Origin of the sequence: Filomicrobium insigne (assembly GCF_900104305.1) — a bacterium.
In the GTDB taxonomy this organism is placed as follows: Bacteria; Pseudomonadota; Alphaproteobacteria; order Rhizobiales; family Hyphomicrobiaceae; genus Filomicrobium; species Filomicrobium insigne.
This window is the reverse complement of sequence record NZ_FNJC01000001.1, coordinates 822,937-836,981: the sequence shown is the minus strand read 5'-3', so window position 1 is coordinate 836,981 and position 14,045 is coordinate 822,937. Positions and strand designations below refer to the sequence as shown.

Below are 14,045 nucleotides of genomic sequence, written 5' to 3'. Positions count from 1 at the left end.
CCTGAAAGCCACCTGAATTGCGCATTTCCTGCGACGTCGGTGTTCAGCTCATTTTCAGCTTGGCGACCTATAAGCACCGGCAAACCAAGGAACTGGCATGCGGATTTTCCTGATTGAGGACGACCAAGAGATCTCCGAGCGACTGGTCTCAGGCCTCGAAGCGCTTGGATATGTCGTCGACCACGCTGACAACGGTCCCGACGCCTATGTGATCGGCAAGGACGAAAACTTTGACGCAGTAATCCTCGATCTTGGTCTTCCCGGAATGGAGGGTCTTGAGGTCTTGCGTCGCTGGCGCGCGGATGGGGTCCAGCTGCCCGTCCTTGTGTTGACGGCCAGGGGGATGTGGTCAGAGAAGGTTGAAGGCCTGAACGCCGGGGCCGACGATTACATCACCAAGCCTTTCCATATCCCAGAAGTCGATGCGCGATTGAAGGCGCTCATCAGGCGGAATTCCGGGCTTGCTACACCTGTCTTTACGAACGGAAACGTTTCTCTCGATACCGCCAACGGACGCGTCACCCTTGATGGCAAGCCAGTGGATATGACGGCGCGAGAATTGCGAATGCTCAACTATTTCATGCACCGGCTCGGGCGCATCATACCGCAGGCCGAACTGACCGAACATCTCTACACGCTGGATGAAAGCCGGGAGTCAAACACGATCGAGGTTTATGTCAGCCGGCTGCGGCGTAAGCTCGGAGCAGACATCATCAAAACCGTTCGTGGCATGGGTTACAGAATGGACGAGCGTAAATGATGTCGCTGAAAAACAGGCTGATCGGCGCTGCTGTCTTATGGATTGTCGTAGGTATGCTTTCCGCCGGTTTCGCACTCTCGGCAATTTTCCGCGAGCATGTCACCCAGCAATTCTACGATGAGCTTTATGTTCATCTCGACGAACTGCAGCGGCTTGTTAATGTCGGTAAGGGCGGACAGGCGAAAGTCGAGCGTCAGCTGAGCGACCCGCGCTATGATGTGGACAGCTCGGGGTTTTACTGGGAAGTGCAGCGTAACGATCACGTGCTTGCTCGCTCGGAATCGCTGAAGGGTGGAATTTTAAAAACACCAGTCGACGACGCTGCTGATGCCGGGGTCCACACCCACGAAATTGATGGCCCGACAGGCAGCTTGATTGTCGCAGAGCGTTCCAAATGGACCGCTCCCGATGGTCCACCCGTCCGGTACATCATCGGCACGGATCGGCGCCACCTAGAAACGGTGCTGGCGAGTTTCAACAACATGCTCATATTAGCGTTGGGCCTCCTAGGTCTGACAATGGCGCTGGCCGCCGCGGTGCTGATTACTTTTGCCATGCGGCCCTTTGCCGGAATGCGCGAAGCTTTGATGCGCGTTCGATCCGGTCAGGAAAAACGCCTTTCTGGGCAGTTCCCGCCTGAAGTTCAGCCCCTGGCTGATGATCTCAACACATTGCTGGCGTCAAGCTCGGACTTGATCCAGCGTGCGCGCACCCAGGCCGGGAACCTAGCGCACGGATTGAAAACGCCGCTCGCAATATTGACCGATGAAGCGCACAAAATTGCGGAGCAGGGCCTGGAACAATCCTCCAAGACGATTTTTGAGCAATGCAGCAGGATGCAGACGCAGATCAACTTCCAGATCACCCGCGCCCGCGCTGTCGCCATGCGCGCGGTCCCAGGCACAGTCGCTTCGGTTGCCAAGGCCGCGAGCGAGGTAACAAGTGCACTTTCACGCCTTTACCGGGATCGCATGCTCAATATCGACAATGATATTGCGGACCCTGCGAAGGTCGCGTGCGACCCTCAGGATCTGAACGAAATGCTCGCCAACCTCGTCGATAATGCGTGTAAGCACGCTAAGGAAAAGGTCAGAATCTCTGTGGCTCCGGGCTCACCTTCGGACCTGTTGCAGATCATCGTCGAGGATGATGGTCCAGGGCTTCCCCCGGAGGCCTATGACATTGTTTTCGACATCGGACAAAGATGGGATAGCCAGAAACCCGGCGGCGGACTGGGGCTTGCGATCGTGCGCGATCTTGCTCGGCTCTACGGCGGCGATATCAGCTTGCACCCCTCGAAGTTGGGTGGCCTTGCTGCGATCCTTGAACTCCCGCGGCTGCAGGATGCGTGCTAGGGCACAACCTATATCAGTTTAGACATCCGTGAGACCATCGTAGCAGATCGCGGGCCTACGGCTAACGCCGGTTCATTTCTACGGCCCGCGAGGCGATCGTATGTCTGTCATGCGGATTTTGAGGGATTGTCTAGCTGCCTTTCGCGGCGGCTTCCAGTGTAGCGATGTCGATCTTTTTCATCTTGAGCATCGCCTCCATCGCACGCTTGTTAGCCTCGGTATCATCGCTGCTTAGAAGCTCAATGAGCCGTCGGGGCACCACCTGCCAGGATAAGCCGAACCGGTCTTTGCACCACCCGCACATGCTTTCGCTGCCGCCATCGGCGGTAAGCGCACCCCAGTAGCGGTCAACTTCTGCTTGGTCTTCGCAGTCGATCGAGAACGATACGGCTTCCGTAAATTTGAATGCGGGGCCACCGTTGATACCGACGAAGCGTTGCCCGTTTAACGTGAAGTCGACGGTGATCACGTCAGCCTTCTTCACGGAGGGATTGTCGGCTGGTGAGTGAAGGACCTTCTCGATCCTGCTATTGGGAAAAAGGCGGGTGTAGAATTCGGCGGCCTCTTCGGCATTATTGTCGAACCAGAGGTTGGGCGTGATCGATTTCATGATGAATACGTTCCGCTTGTGAGTTTGTAGGATGGGCTCAGCCCGAGCCCGGCGATGCCAGAAGAGTTACTCGTCGAATTTGAGATCTTCCGCACGGAGGATTTCATCCAACTTGGGAAGGGCGGTTGGTCCGATGCCATGGAGTTTGGCGATGTCCGCGCGGCTCCACCTTGCAAGATCGTGGGGCTTAAAAATACCGTTGTTGATCAACGCCCGCTGCGCCGGCTTCGAGAGAGCGAGAAAAGATCGGCTTAGCCGGGAGTAATCAAAGTGAGCGCTCTTCTCCTTGTCACAGGGCTCCATGATCACAACTCCTTCGCATCCGTTGAACGCTCTCACGGTTTTGCCCTCGCCGAGCCGAAGTCAGTGCGCCAGTCAAAGCTGCTCACGTCGAATAATTGTCAGATGAGATACCGGCGCTACTGAGTGATTTCGGGTTCGACAAGGTTTGCCAGCTTTTGGAGACATTCCTGCCAGCCGAGATAACAACCCTCGACCGGGATCGTGTCTGGGAGCCCCTCCTGTACGACAGTCATTTCCGTGCCGACCGATACGGCGCTGAGCGTGACAGTGACTTTCATCTCGCCGGGCAAATTGGGATCGTCGAATTTGTCCGTGTAGACCAGCCGCTCATTTGGGATGAGTTCGAGATAATCGCCGCCGAAGGAATGGCTCTCACCAGTCGTGAAGTTCCGGAACGACATTCTGTGGCTGCCACCCACCTTGGCGTCCAATGCATGGACGGTACAGGTGAACCCAAAGGGTGGGAGCCAACTGGCGATCGCATCCGGTTCAAGAAACGCCCGATAGACCTTTTCTGGCTTGGCAGCGATGACGCGATGCAAGCGGACGGTGTTAGGCATGACAACTCTCCTGCCGTTTCGAGTTCAAGATGTACGTTTGGATGTGTCTGATCTGAACAGGAGTTCCAGATACCGGCGAAGATGGCCGATGCTGTCGGCGGCGACTGCTGCTCCGCCCTTTGCTTTGGCGAGGACGAACGACCCCTGGATCACCGCCTGCATGTGCAGAGCGAGGCTTTCAGTGGTCCAATCGCCGCGGACGCCATATTTCTTCATCGCTTCACCGATGTCGGCTTCGAGCGTCTTGGCATGGCCGCTGATATTGCGCGCGCAAGCCTCTACGATGTCCGGACGCGTCTGATAGGCTTCCTGAGTGATCATGCCGGCGAAGCAGGTGAAATCTGGCAGATCTCCAGCGAGAAGTTCCTTGCGGAAATCGACATAGGCGAGCAGGCGGTCGAGCGGATCGGCGTGGTCGTGATATTTCGCCTGCGCGAAAAGTCCGCCGGTCATTGCGTCCCAATGGGCAACCGCGGCGAGCGCCAGGTCATCTTTGCTTTTGAAGTGATGGAAGAAGCTGCCCTTGGTGACACCGGCTTCGGCGCAGATGTCTTCGATCCTGGTCGCCGTATAGCCCTTCGAGCGCACGATCTTCAGCGTCGCATTGAGAAGCTTGGTTCTTGAATCTTGTTGGGCCATTTCCGTTACCATACCAACTGATCGGTTTGTGTATACCTACTAGTTGGTATGGAGTCAAGGAAGGGTTAGCGCTGAGTTAGAATACTGAGATGGTCTGACGGATTTATCGTAGATGTCCCGCCCGACCCAAACGCGACGGTATTTAACATGGTGGTCTTGTGGTGCGAGGTATCCAATGAGTTTGTCAGCGCGGCGAAGTGCCGGTAACCCGCCCCGCTATAAAGCGGACAATTCTAGGCGCCGCGTAATGCGGATACCTTCCAGAAATGCTTCATCGTGACTGACAACCAGAAGCGCGCCGTCGTAGGCGCGCAAGCCTGCTTCGACAGATTCGATGGAGTCGATATCGAGATGGTTTGTCGGCTCATCGAGAATGAGAAGTGACGGCGGCTGGGGGGCGCCAAGAACGCAGGCGAGACCAGCGCGGAGTATTTGTCCGCCACTGAGGTTCGCGACAGCCTGAAGTGCTGCATCCGCGCGAAATCGAAAACGAGCAAGTACGGCGCGGCAGATGTTCTCATCGGTGCCGGGATTGAGGCGCAGAAAGTTGTCCCGGATCGACATCGAAGGGTCGAGGAGACTCACGCGCTGATCGAGCATTGCGAAATCGGTCGTGACGTTCACGGCGCCGCGCCACGGTTGCAACTGCCCCGTCACCATTGCGAGGAACGTCGATTTGCCCGAACCGTTCGGTCCAGTGATGGCGATGCGTTCCGGTCCAACGACTGCGTATGTCATATCCTGAAGGACAGGCCGGTCAGTATCGTAGCGGGCATCAGCAGATACGATCTCCAACACCGTCTTATTGGCAGGCAGATGCGTCGGAGCAATGTCAACCGAAAGAGGTTGGAGGATTTCGATCTGCTTGCGGGCAGATGCTGCAGCGTCCATGGCCTCAGCGCGCTTGTCCTCAGCCAGCCGGGCATTGCGGCCGCTCGTACTCTCGCTTCTGTCCTGCAATCGGCCCAGAATGATCCGGGGCATTCCGCCCTTGGCCGCGGTCTTTCGCCCAACACCGTCCTTGCGTGCTTTTCGCTCCGCTATCGTTTGAGTCCTGCGTGCAATGTCCGACAGACGGTTTTCAGCGTCGTCAAGTTCACGGTGCGCCGCCGCAAGCTCTCGGGCTTTACGCGCGCGGTACTGACTCCAGTTGCCCCCGTAGCGTTTTGCGCCCAGCGAGGTGAGCTCGACAATCGCGTCCATCGTTTCAAGCAGTTCACGATCATGGCTGATGACAATGGCACCCACACGCCAAGTTGAAAGAAAGGCCAAGACCGCCTCGCGGCCATCACGATCAAGGTTGTTGGTCGGTTCATCCAAGAGCAGAAAGTCCGGTTCGGCGAAAAGAAGTGCGGCAAGGCCCACGCGGGTGCGTTGTCCGCCAGAGAGAGTTGATAACGGCGTATCGAGAGAAGCAACGAGGTCGACGCGGTCGAGAGCGGACGCAACGCGCACCTCTAACGTCCAATCAGCATCTTCGAGCTCTTCGATGGTCGCCCCACCGGCCTCAGCACGTCGAAGAAGCGCAAGCGCATCCCGAATGCCGAAGAGGTCAGCAACTGTTTCGGTTGCGCACACCTGTACCGTCTGACGCAAAATGCCAAACGTGCCATTGATCACGAGGTTGCCTGACTGAGGCGAGAGCAGACCGGCGATGATCCGGAATAGGGTCGTCTTTCCGATGCCGTTCCGGCCAACAAGCCCGGTACGCTCGGGACCGAAGCTCAATGTGAGGTCGGAAAAAAGCGGAGAGTTATCCGGCGTGGACCAGGAAAGATTGGAAAGAGTGATTGATGCAGGCATGGTTATGAATTTCCCCGACGACAGAGCGAATTGGCATTGCTGTCGGGTTGAAATCCATTGCTACACACATCCTGTTTGACGTTGGTTAGGAGCCCCGTGAAAGTAAGCGAGCCGCTGCAGCTATTCAAGAGCGGGGGGATCATCGATAGGAGAACTGCACGACTACTCCTGATCCTTTGAGTTTGCGGCAGATGCACACCTCGCCTCGCTCGCGCCATACGATTCCTCCTTGAGGATACGGCCAAGCCTTGGCAAGACATCCCTGGATTAGATGGAGATTCGAATGTCCGACGGTTGGCGAGAGTCAGCACCGGCGTGGATTACGAGTATGGGCGATCGCGGCGACTTCAGCCGTGAGTTTGTACTTGATGGACCAATGATTGAAAGGGTTCGGGAAAGGAACTTCCAAAGTGCGTTGGATGTCGGATGTGGAGAGGGACGCTTTTGTAGAATGTTGCGGGCCCACGGAATAAAAGTCGTGGGTATCGACCCCACAGAAGCCTTGGTGGAGGCGGCTTGGCAACGTGATCCGCAGGGCGATTATCGCATCGGCCGTGCCGAGGCACTCGCATTTCCGAACAATACATTCGATCTCGTTATTAGCTATCTGACGTTGATTGACATTCCCGACGTGGCTAAAGCGATAGCCGAGATGGGGCGCGTGCTTAGGCCGGGCGGAACGCTTTTGATAGCCAACCTCACCAGTTTCAGCACCGCGGGTAAGAATGGTGGGTGGTCGCGAGATTCCAACGGCGAGCTCCAATTCTGCATCGATCATTATTTGGAAGAACGCGCTGAATGGGTTGAGTTGCGTGACATCCGCATCCGGAATTGGCATCGGCCTATGAGCAGCTATATGCGGCTTCTGCTCGCCGAGGGCTTGATCCTACGCGCATTCGAAGAGCCAGCCCCCGTGGGGGGCGATCCGGAAATAGCCGATCGCTGTCGACGTGTTCCCTGGTTCGTTGTTATGGAATGGGAGAAACCCAAAGCCTAACGCCGCGCCGGCGCAAGTGATATGTCTCGCACCTTTCTCCAGCGGTCAGCGTGGCTCCCCGTTGCTAGCAGCTCTGTGGCCGCGTCGACCTTGGTAGGATTGACTTCGCAGGATGTCACCTCGATAGTCTGGCCTACTGTTTTGCGGAAGAGATCGGGTTTATCCCGGCGCCGAAGGAGCAACCGCCCCGGAAACTCTCAGGCACCAAGGACCGCAAGGCTTCTAAAACTCTGGAAAGCGATCGGGTACAATCCGGTCCACCGACGAGGAAAAGCACCCTAGGGTTACGGTGCTAAATCTTTCAGGTCTTATGACAGAGGGGGCTCGCATCAGCGCACTGCCGTGCGTGTCAACGAGCCTATGGAGCCTCTGCCTTGAGCGCCACAACCCCAACTACATCAAGCGCCCCCCTGAAGAGAACGCCGCTGTACGAGCTTCATTTGGAGCACGGTGCACGCATGGTGCCGTTCGCTGGCTACGAGATGCCTGTCCAGTTCGCGTTGGGTGTCCTCAAGGAACACCTTCACACGCGCGCGGCAGCAGGATTGTTCGATGTCTCGCACATGGGACAAATCGTTTTGCGACCGAAGTCCGGTGACGTTGCCGATGCGGCACGGGCACTGGAGAGGCTGGTGCCTGTCGATATCTTGGGGCTGGCGCCAGGTCGGCAGCGTTACGCGTTCTTCACCAACGCGAACGGCGGCATCATTGATGATATGATGGTCGCCAATCGTGGTGATCATCTGTTGTTGGTGGTGAATGCGGCCAGCAAGGAAGCCGATGAGGCGCTTTTAAGGGCGGAGCTCTCCGACGATTGCGACATCGAGCGCCTTGATCGCGCGCTGATGGCGCTGCAAGGGCCAAGGGCTGAAGCCATACTGACACGGCTTGCACCCGATTGCGCCGGGATGCGCTTCATGGACGTACGTGAGGTCCAGATCAACGGCGCGGCCTGCATTGTTACGCGCTCGGGTTACACCGGAGAAGATGGCTTCGAAATTTCGACACCGATCGAGGCAGCACGGCCGATTGCGGAAGCGTTGCTTGGGGAACCTGACGTAGAACCGATCGGATTAGGCGCGCGCGACTCGTTGCGGCTTGAGGCGGGCATGTGCCTTTGCGGCTCCGATATCGATACGGAGACTACGCCGGTTGAGGCCGATCTTGTCTGGGCGATCCAAAAATCCCGCCGAATTGGCGGTGTGCGCGCGGGAGGGTATCCCGGCGCCGATACGATCTTGGAGCAACTTGAAAAGGGTACAGAGCGCCGTCGTGTTGGACTACGTCCGGAAGGCCGCGCACCCGTGCGTACCGGTGCTCCGCTGTTCGAGAGTCTAGAGGCGTCTGAGTCAATTGGCCTTGTCACATCCGGCGGATTTGGCCCGAGCGTTGATGCCCCCATTGCCATGGGATATCTGCCAGGCTCGTTCGGCACGCCCGGCACAAAAGTGTTCGCGGAAGTCCGGGGGAAGCGGCTCCCGGTAAACGTAACCGAACTTCCATTCATAGTACCTCGTTACAAACGTAGCTGATCCGTTTCTGCGCCAGGAGGATGCCCTAATGAAATTCACAGAAGACCACGAGTGGCTGAAGCTCGAAGGTGATGTCGCGACCGTCGGAATTACGGAGCACGCTACAACCCAGCTGGGAGATTTGGTCTTTGTTCAGCTGCCGGAAATCGGAACAAAGCTTGCCAAGGGCGACGACGTTGCCGTCGTCGAATCCGTCAAGGCTGCGTCAGATGTCTACGCGCCTCTCGACGGTGAAATCGTCGAGGTCAACGAAGCCGTCGCAAACGATCCGTCGATCGTGAGCTCAGATCCGCAAAACGCAGGTTGGCTTTTCAAGTTGAAACTCGCCGACATGAACGCACTAGAAAGCCTCATGGACGAGGCAGCCTATAAGGCACTCGTCGGCTAACGGGATATTCCATGACCGCTTCCAAAAGTTACGAGCCCTACGATTTTGCCAATCGCCGGCACATCGGCCCCTCCCCCGAAGAGATGGAGGAGATGCTGAAAGTTGTCGGGGTGAAAAGCCTTGATCAGCTGATCGAAGAGACCGTTCCGAAAGGCATTCGTCAAGCCGAACCCCTCGATTTCGGTAAGCCTCTCTCTGAGCGAGGTGCGTTGGATCGTATGCGCGAGACGGCCGACAAAAATCAGGTGCTGACCTCGCTCATAGGCCAGGGATACCACGGCACGATCATGCCGCCCGCGATACAGCGCAACATCCTGGAAAATCCCGCTTGGTACACCGCCTACACGCCCTATCAGCCGGAGATAAGCCAGGGGCGCCTCGAGGCGCTGCTGAACTTCCAAACGATGGTCTCCGATCTCACGGGGCTAGACGTTGCCAACGCGTCTCTTCTTGACGAGGCCACCGCTGCAGCGGAGGCGATGGCACTCGCGCATCGCATCACGAAGTCGAAGGCGTCGAGCTTTTTCGTCGACGAGGAATGCTTGCCTCAGACCATCGCCGTGTTGAAGACAAGGGCCGAGCCATTGGGCTGGCAGATCATAGTTGGCAATCCGTTCGAGGATCTCGAGCCAACCGAAGTCTTCGGCGCATTGTTTCAGTACCCCGGTGTCTGCGGAGCTTTTCACGACTTCTCCGCCGTCATCGAACGATTGCATGAAGCTAAAGCCCTGGCAGCCGTAGCGGCTGATCCACTGGCGCTCACACTTCTAAAACCTCCGGGCGAGATGGGCGCGGACATTGTTGTCGGCTCCATGCAGCGCTTCGGCATGCCGATGGGATATGGCGGACCGCACGCGGCTTACATTGCAGTCAAGGACGCCTACAAACGTTCTTTACCCGGCCGTCTCGTTGGGGTTTCAGTCGATGCGCGCGGAAATCGCGCTTATCGCTTGTCTTTACAGACGCGCGAACAGCACATCCGCCGTGAAAGCGCGACGTCGAACATCTGCACGGCACAGGTTCTGCCAGCCGTGATTGCGTCGATGTACGCGGTGTTTCATGGTCCGAAGGGATTGAAGGGAATTGCCGAGCGTGTGCATCGTAAAGCAGCCCGATTGGCTGACGGCTTGGAGTCGTTGGGCTTCAAGATCGCGCCTGAAGCCTACTTCGACACGATAACCGTCGAGGTCGGACCCTATCAGGGTCTTATCATGAAGAACGCCGTTGATAACGGCGTGAACGTGAGAAAGGTCGGGCAGGATCGCATTGGCATCACCATCGATGAGCGGACGCGCCCGGAAACGCTCGAAGCGGTTTGGCGTGCATTCGGTGGCTACGATCTGGCCTACACTGATGCGTATCCCGAGTACCGCCTGCCGAAGGATCTCATTCGTCAGTCTGATTATCTCACGCACCCCGTCTTCCACATGAACCGGGCAGAAAGCGAAATGACGCGCTACATGCGTCGCCTCGCCGATCGTGACCTTGCGTTGGATCGGGCGATGATTCCATTGGGCTCATGCACCATGAAGCTCAATGCGACCGCAGAGATGCTGCCGATAACATGGCCCGAGTTTGCGGAGGTCCATCCCTTCGCGCCCTCGGATCAGGCACTTGGATATGCGGAATTGCTCGAGGACCTGTCCGATAAGCTGTGTCAGATTACGGGCTACGATGCCTTCTCGCTTCAACCCAATTCGGGTGCTCAAGGCGAGTATGCCGGTCTACTGACGATCCGTGCCTATCATAAGAGCCGCGGCGAGGGGCATAGGAACATCTGCCTTATCCCGGCATCAGCGCACGGCACCAATCCGGCATCGGCTTCGATGTGTGGCTTTAAAGTTGTCGTCGTTGCAACGGATGCCAAAGGAAACATCGATCTTGCCGACTTCCGCGCCAAGGCAGAGGCGAACTCAAAAAACCTCGCTGTCGCGATGATCACCTATCCGTCGACGCACGGGGTGTTCGAGGAAACGGTTAAGGATATCTGCGCCATCACGCACGAGCACGGCGGACAAGTCTATTTGGATGGCGCCAACCTGAATGCGCTTGTCGGACTTGCACGGCCGGGGGATATTGGATCGGACGTTAGTCACCTCAATCTGCACAAAACGTTCTGTATTCCCCACGGAGGAGGGGGCCCAGGCATGGGGCCGATTGGCGTCAAAGCGCACCTGGCACCATTTTTGCCGGGCCATCCCGAAACCGGTGGCAACGCCATGACCGTATCGGCGGCGCCCTACGGATCGACGTCAATCCTGCCGATTTCGTGGAGCTATTGTCTGATGATGGGCGGCGCGGGCCTCACGCAGGCGACACGCGTGGCGATTCTCAGCGCGAACTATATCGCGAAACGTCTCGAAGGTGCTTTCCGTATTCTTTATACGGGCGGGCAGGGACGCGTTGCCCACGAGTGCATTATTGATACGCGCCCGCTTGCCGAAAGCGCTGGAGTGACAGTCGACGACATCGCCAAGCGGCTCATCGATTGCGGCTTCCATCCCCCGACCATGAGTTGGCCCGTCGCCGGAACACTTATGGTCGAGCCGACCGAGTCAGAAACGAAAGCAGAGCTCGACAGGTTCTGCGATGCGATGCTCGCCATTCGTGAAGAGGTGCGTGCGATCGAAGATGGCAAGGCAGACAAGCAGAACAACGCTTTGAAAAATGCGCCACACACCGTCGAGGACCTTATCGGTACGTGGGATAGGCCGTATTCGCGTGAAGCAGCCTGCTTCCCAACAGGGGCGTTCCGCGTCGACAAATACTGGCCATCGGTGAACCGGGTCGACAACGTCTACGGAGATCGTCATCTCATGTGCGCGTGTCCGCCAATCGAAACCTATGTAAAGGCTGAGGTCGGCGAGTAAAATCGAGAGCTAAAGCACCGTCAGCGTTGTGGGACGTTGGCGGTGCTCTTTCTGCGCGGTCATGCGTTCACACGATCTGATCGAGAATTTTCTTCATCTCATCGAAAGAGAAGGCGCGAAGCGTTTCTGAGCGAACATTGCCGCGCGATGTCACGCTGAGCGAAAGAGCGGTCACCGACTCGTCGTCGGGGGCTTCGCAAATGGCGACGACGTCATGAGACCCTAAGGTCCAGTACATATCTAAAACGGACGCGCCGACCTTTGAGGCCATCTTCTTGAAGGCTTCAGCGCGTTGCACCGTTTCTTTAACGTCCTTGATGCCTTTGTCTGTAAAGTTCGCAAGCACAACATATTTGGCCATCGGAAACTCCATCACTTGGTCCCCGGCCCGTCTTGCCTCTTTTGCTTCCGCGCGCTTAGGCGGAACATCTCTGCACAATATCATATGGCTTGGCGCGCAGCGTATATTTTCGAGCTGATTTCAAATGAGCCCTCTACTCATCAGTTCCGTGCCAAGGACCACGAGGCCAAGAAGGAACCATCGGCGAAACGCCGCTGCGCTGATCCTTTGGCGGATCAATTGCCCGGTCCACATGCCAACGAGCGCTGGAGCAATGGTGAGCGTTGACATACCCAGATCCGACACTTGCAAAGCACCTTGCAAACCTAACCCGATTGCGAGCGCGATGGTTGATACGGTGAAGGAGAGGCCCAGCGCTTGCACCAGGTCATCCCGTTTCAGGTCGAGACCCTGAAGGTAAGGCACGGCAGGAATGACGAAGACACCCGTACCGCCTGTGACGACACCCGTCGTCAGGCCAATAAGCGGAGAAAGCCATTTTTCTGAAGCATCTGGCACACGGAGCTGGCGAGCGATCAAGCTATAGAGCGCGTAAATCACCAGCGCCGCACCGAGTGCGGCGCTGGTGACCGCCATATCGCCGCTGGCAATAAAGGACGCCCCTGACACGGTCCCGACCACGATCCCAGCCATCATAAACTTGAGTCGATTGAGGAGGGCCCAGAAGCTCGGTCCCATCAAAAGTTGCCAAACGTTGGTGACAGCCGACGGCACGATCAGGAGCGAAGCTGCCGCGACGGGCGGCATGAAAGCGCCGAGGATTCCCATCGCGACGGTTGGAAGCCCCATGCCGGTGACACCCTTGACGAGACCGGCAAGGAAGAACGTAAGGGCGATGGGGCTGAAGAGCGAGGTCGAGAATTCTGCCATGCCTCATCTGGACGGTCCCGATGACGTCAGGCAATGCGGATGATCCAGAGACAGACTTAGGCTGTGCCGAAGGCTGCAGGTCTTGTAATATGCGCCGTATGCGCTTCGACCTTACAGACCTCCGCTTGTTTCTTACGGTTATCGAAGCCGGCAGCATCACCCACGGTGCTGCCGGGGCGAACTTGTCGTTGCCCTCCGCGAGCGAGCGTCTACGCGGCATGGAAGAGGCAAGCGGTGTAATGCTCCTTGAACGGGGACGACGAGGCGTGACGCCGACGGAAGCCGGAGAGGCGCTTGCTCACCATGCCCGTTTGATCCTGCGCCAAGTCGATCATATGCAAGGCGAGCTTGGAGAATTTTCCAAGGGTGCAAAAGCGACGATCCGGCTCCTGGCCAATACCGCGGCGATTGCTGAATTCTTGCCGGAGAGGCTTGGGCCTTGGCTAGCAGCGCATCCTCGGATTGATGTGGATCTGAGGGAGCGACAGAGTTCGGACATCGTTCAGGCTGTGACCGGGGGGCTGGCGGAGCTAGGCATCGTTTCCGATGCTGTCGATCCCGGCGTTTTACAACTTGAGCCTTTTGCGATTGATCGTCTGGTGATTGTCGCACCGCGAGGTCATCCATTGACTGCGTTCAAGCGCGTCGCATTTTCCAGTGTGCTCAAATACAAGTTTGTAGGCCTGTCAGCCGATAGCGCTCTGCAAGCTCATATCGAGCTTCAAGTCGCGCGCATGGCACAGAAACTGAAGTTTCGTGTCCGTGTCCGAACGTTCGAAGGCATGTGCCGAATGGTGTCGGACGATGTCGGATTAGCGATCATGCCGGAAGCAGCCGCCCGACGATGCCGCCGAGCACTGGGCATCGTGGCGATCCGTCTGGAGGACGCCTGGGCGACTCGACAGTTGTCGTTATGTTTTCGCTCGGAAATGGAGCTGACACCTGTGGCGCGAGCTCTTATGAGACATCTTGGAACTGGGAACCGGGCGTGAGCAGG

General features: G+C 57.3%; 14 protein-coding genes and 1 riboswitch. Of the genes, 7 read left to right on the top strand and 7 right to left on the bottom strand.

All coding sequences use genetic code 11. The annotated features are described in order from the left end of the window. The first annotated feature begins 97 nt into the window (after window positions 1-97). On the top strand, window positions 98-760 hold the full coding sequence (locus tag BLS30_RS03820) for a response regulator transcription factor (RefSeq protein WP_046477464.1): 663 nt from the start codon (window positions 98-100) through the stop codon (window positions 758-760). Then, complete coding sequence (locus tag BLS30_RS03815) at window positions 757-2,115, top strand: ATP-binding protein (RefSeq protein ID WP_046477467.1); 1,359 nt, start codon at window positions 757-759, stop codon at window positions 2,113-2,115. Before BLS30_RS03820 ends, BLS30_RS03815 begins: the two co-directional genes overlap by 4 nt. Window positions 2,116-2,245: 130 nt before the next feature. Here BLS30_RS03815 and BLS30_RS03810 read toward each other — a convergent pair whose 3' ends face one another. The 5 genes from BLS30_RS03810 to BLS30_RS03790 all read right to left on the bottom strand — a co-directional run bounded on the left by BLS30_RS03810 (window position 2,246) and on the right by BLS30_RS03790 (window position 6,030). Continuing rightward, window positions 2,246-2,725: a VOC family protein gene (locus BLS30_RS03810; RefSeq protein ID WP_046477468.1), complete on the bottom strand. Its 480-nt coding sequence runs from the start codon at window positions 2,723-2,725 to the stop codon at window positions 2,246-2,248. A 66-nt stretch (window positions 2,726-2,791) separates the two neighbouring features. Continuing rightward, window positions 2,792-3,028: a helix-hairpin-helix domain-containing protein gene (locus BLS30_RS03805; RefSeq protein ID WP_046477469.1), complete on the bottom strand. Its 237-nt coding sequence runs from the start codon at window positions 3,026-3,028 to the stop codon at window positions 2,792-2,794. A 116-nt stretch (window positions 3,029-3,144) separates the two neighbouring features. Then, entirely contained in the window at window positions 3,145-3,588 is a 444-nt protein-coding gene (locus tag BLS30_RS03800; RefSeq protein WP_090226694.1) for an SRPBCC family protein, read from the bottom strand. Window positions 3,589-3,612: 24 nt separating this feature from the next. After that, on the bottom strand, window positions 3,613-4,227 hold the full coding sequence (locus BLS30_RS03795) for a TetR/AcrR family transcriptional regulator (protein WP_046480071.1): 615 nt from the start codon (window positions 4,225-4,227) through the stop codon (window positions 3,613-3,615). Between the two features lie 216 nt (window positions 4,228-4,443). Then, on the bottom strand, window positions 4,444-6,030 hold the full coding sequence (locus tag BLS30_RS03790) for an ABC-F family ATP-binding cassette domain-containing protein (protein WP_090226692.1): 1,587 nt from the start codon (window positions 6,028-6,030) through the stop codon (window positions 4,444-4,446). Between the two features lie 283 nt (window positions 6,031-6,313). On the opposite strand from BLS30_RS03790, the gene BLS30_RS03785 reads away from it, so the two are divergent. The 4 genes from BLS30_RS03785 (at window position 6,314) to gcvP (ending at window position 11,817) form a co-directional block, all read left to right on the top strand. Further along, complete coding sequence (locus BLS30_RS03785; protein WP_342027532.1) at window positions 6,314-7,027, top strand: class I SAM-dependent methyltransferase; 714 nt, start codon at window positions 6,314-6,316, stop codon at window positions 7,025-7,027. Window positions 7,028-7,161: 134 nt separating this feature from the next. After that, window positions 7,162-7,251: riboswitch (glycine riboswitch) on the top strand. A 150-nt stretch (window positions 7,252-7,401) separates the two neighbouring features. Beyond that, window positions 7,402-8,559, top strand: coding sequence for a glycine cleavage system aminomethyltransferase GcvT (gene gcvT, locus BLS30_RS03780; RefSeq protein WP_046477476.1), 1,158 nt, complete (start codon window positions 7,402-7,404; stop codon window positions 8,557-8,559). A 28-nt stretch (window positions 8,560-8,587) separates the two neighbouring features. Continuing rightward, window positions 8,588-8,947 (top strand): glycine cleavage system protein GcvH, encoded by a 360-nt coding sequence (gene gcvH, locus BLS30_RS03775; RefSeq protein WP_046477477.1) that lies wholly within the window; start codon window positions 8,588-8,590, stop codon window positions 8,945-8,947. 11 nt (window positions 8,948-8,958) lie between these two features. After that, on the top strand, window positions 8,959-11,817 hold the full coding sequence (gene gcvP, locus BLS30_RS03770) for an aminomethyl-transferring glycine dehydrogenase (RefSeq protein ID WP_090226689.1): 2,859 nt from the start codon (window positions 8,959-8,961) through the stop codon (window positions 11,815-11,817). A 67-nt stretch (window positions 11,818-11,884) separates the two neighbouring features. On the opposite strand, the gene BLS30_RS03765 is transcribed toward gcvP, so the two are convergent. Both BLS30_RS03765 and BLS30_RS03760 read right to left on the bottom strand, forming a co-directional pair. Then, window positions 11,885-12,178, bottom strand: a complete 294-nt coding sequence (locus BLS30_RS03765) for a GYD domain-containing protein (RefSeq protein WP_046480072.1) — start codon at window positions 12,176-12,178, stop codon at window positions 11,885-11,887. A 120-nt stretch (window positions 12,179-12,298) separates the two neighbouring features. Then, window positions 12,299-13,048 carry a sulfite exporter TauE/SafE family protein gene (locus tag BLS30_RS03760; protein WP_090226687.1) on the bottom strand — a complete coding sequence of 250 codons (750 nt, stop codon included), beginning with the start codon at window positions 13,046-13,048 and terminating at the stop codon, window positions 12,299-12,301. A gap of 98 nt (window positions 13,049-13,146) precedes the next feature. Here BLS30_RS03760 and BLS30_RS03755 point away from each other — a divergent pair, with 98 nt between their 5' ends. After that, window positions 13,147-14,040, top strand: coding sequence for a LysR family transcriptional regulator (locus BLS30_RS03755; protein ID WP_090227386.1), 894 nt, complete (start codon window positions 13,147-13,149; stop codon window positions 14,038-14,040). Window positions 14,041-14,045 lie beyond the last annotated feature (5 nt).

Excerpts from the sequence above, each read along its gene's own strand:
- BLS30_RS03820 (WP_046477464.1), top strand. The coding sequence starts at position 98 with ATGCGGATTTTCCTGATTGAGGACGACCAAGAGATCTCCGAGCGACTG.
- BLS30_RS03815 (WP_046477467.1), top strand. The coding sequence starts at position 757 with ATGATGTCGCTGAAAAACAGGCTGATCGGCGCTGCTGTCTTATGGATT.
- BLS30_RS03810 (WP_046477468.1), bottom strand. The coding sequence starts at position 2,725 with ATGAAATCGATCACGCCCAACCTCTGGTTCGACAATAATGCCGAAGAG.
- BLS30_RS03805 (WP_046477469.1), bottom strand. The coding sequence starts at position 3,028 with ATGGAGCCCTGTGACAAGGAGAAGAGCGCTCACTTTGATTACTCCCGG.
- BLS30_RS03800 (WP_090226694.1), bottom strand. The coding sequence starts at position 3,588 with ATGCCTAACACCGTCCGCTTGCATCGCGTCATCGCTGCCAAGCCAGAA.
- BLS30_RS03795 (WP_046480071.1), bottom strand. The coding sequence starts at position 4,227 with ATGGCCCAACAAGATTCAAGAACCAAGCTTCTCAATGCGACGCTGAAG.
- BLS30_RS03790 (WP_090226692.1), bottom strand. The coding sequence starts at position 6,030 with ATGCCTGCATCAATCACTCTTTCCAATCTTTCCTGGTCCACGCCGGAT.
- BLS30_RS03785 (WP_342027532.1), top strand. The coding sequence starts at position 6,314 with ATGTCCGACGGTTGGCGAGAGTCAGCACCGGCGTGGATTACGAGTATG.
- gcvH (WP_046477477.1), top strand. The coding sequence starts at position 8,588 with ATGAAATTCACAGAAGACCACGAGTGGCTGAAGCTCGAAGGTGATGTC.
- gcvP (WP_090226689.1), top strand. The coding sequence starts at position 8,959 with ATGACCGCTTCCAAAAGTTACGAGCCCTACGATTTTGCCAATCGCCGG.
- BLS30_RS03765 (WP_046480072.1), bottom strand. The coding sequence starts at position 12,178 with ATGGCCAAATATGTTGTGCTTGCGAACTTTACAGACAAAGGCATCAAG.
- BLS30_RS03760 (WP_090226687.1), bottom strand. The coding sequence starts at position 13,048 with ATGGCAGAATTCTCGACCTCGCTCTTCAGCCCCATCGCCCTTACGTTC.
- BLS30_RS03755 (WP_090227386.1), top strand. The coding sequence starts at position 13,147 with ATGCGCTTCGACCTTACAGACCTCCGCTTGTTTCTTACGGTTATCGAA.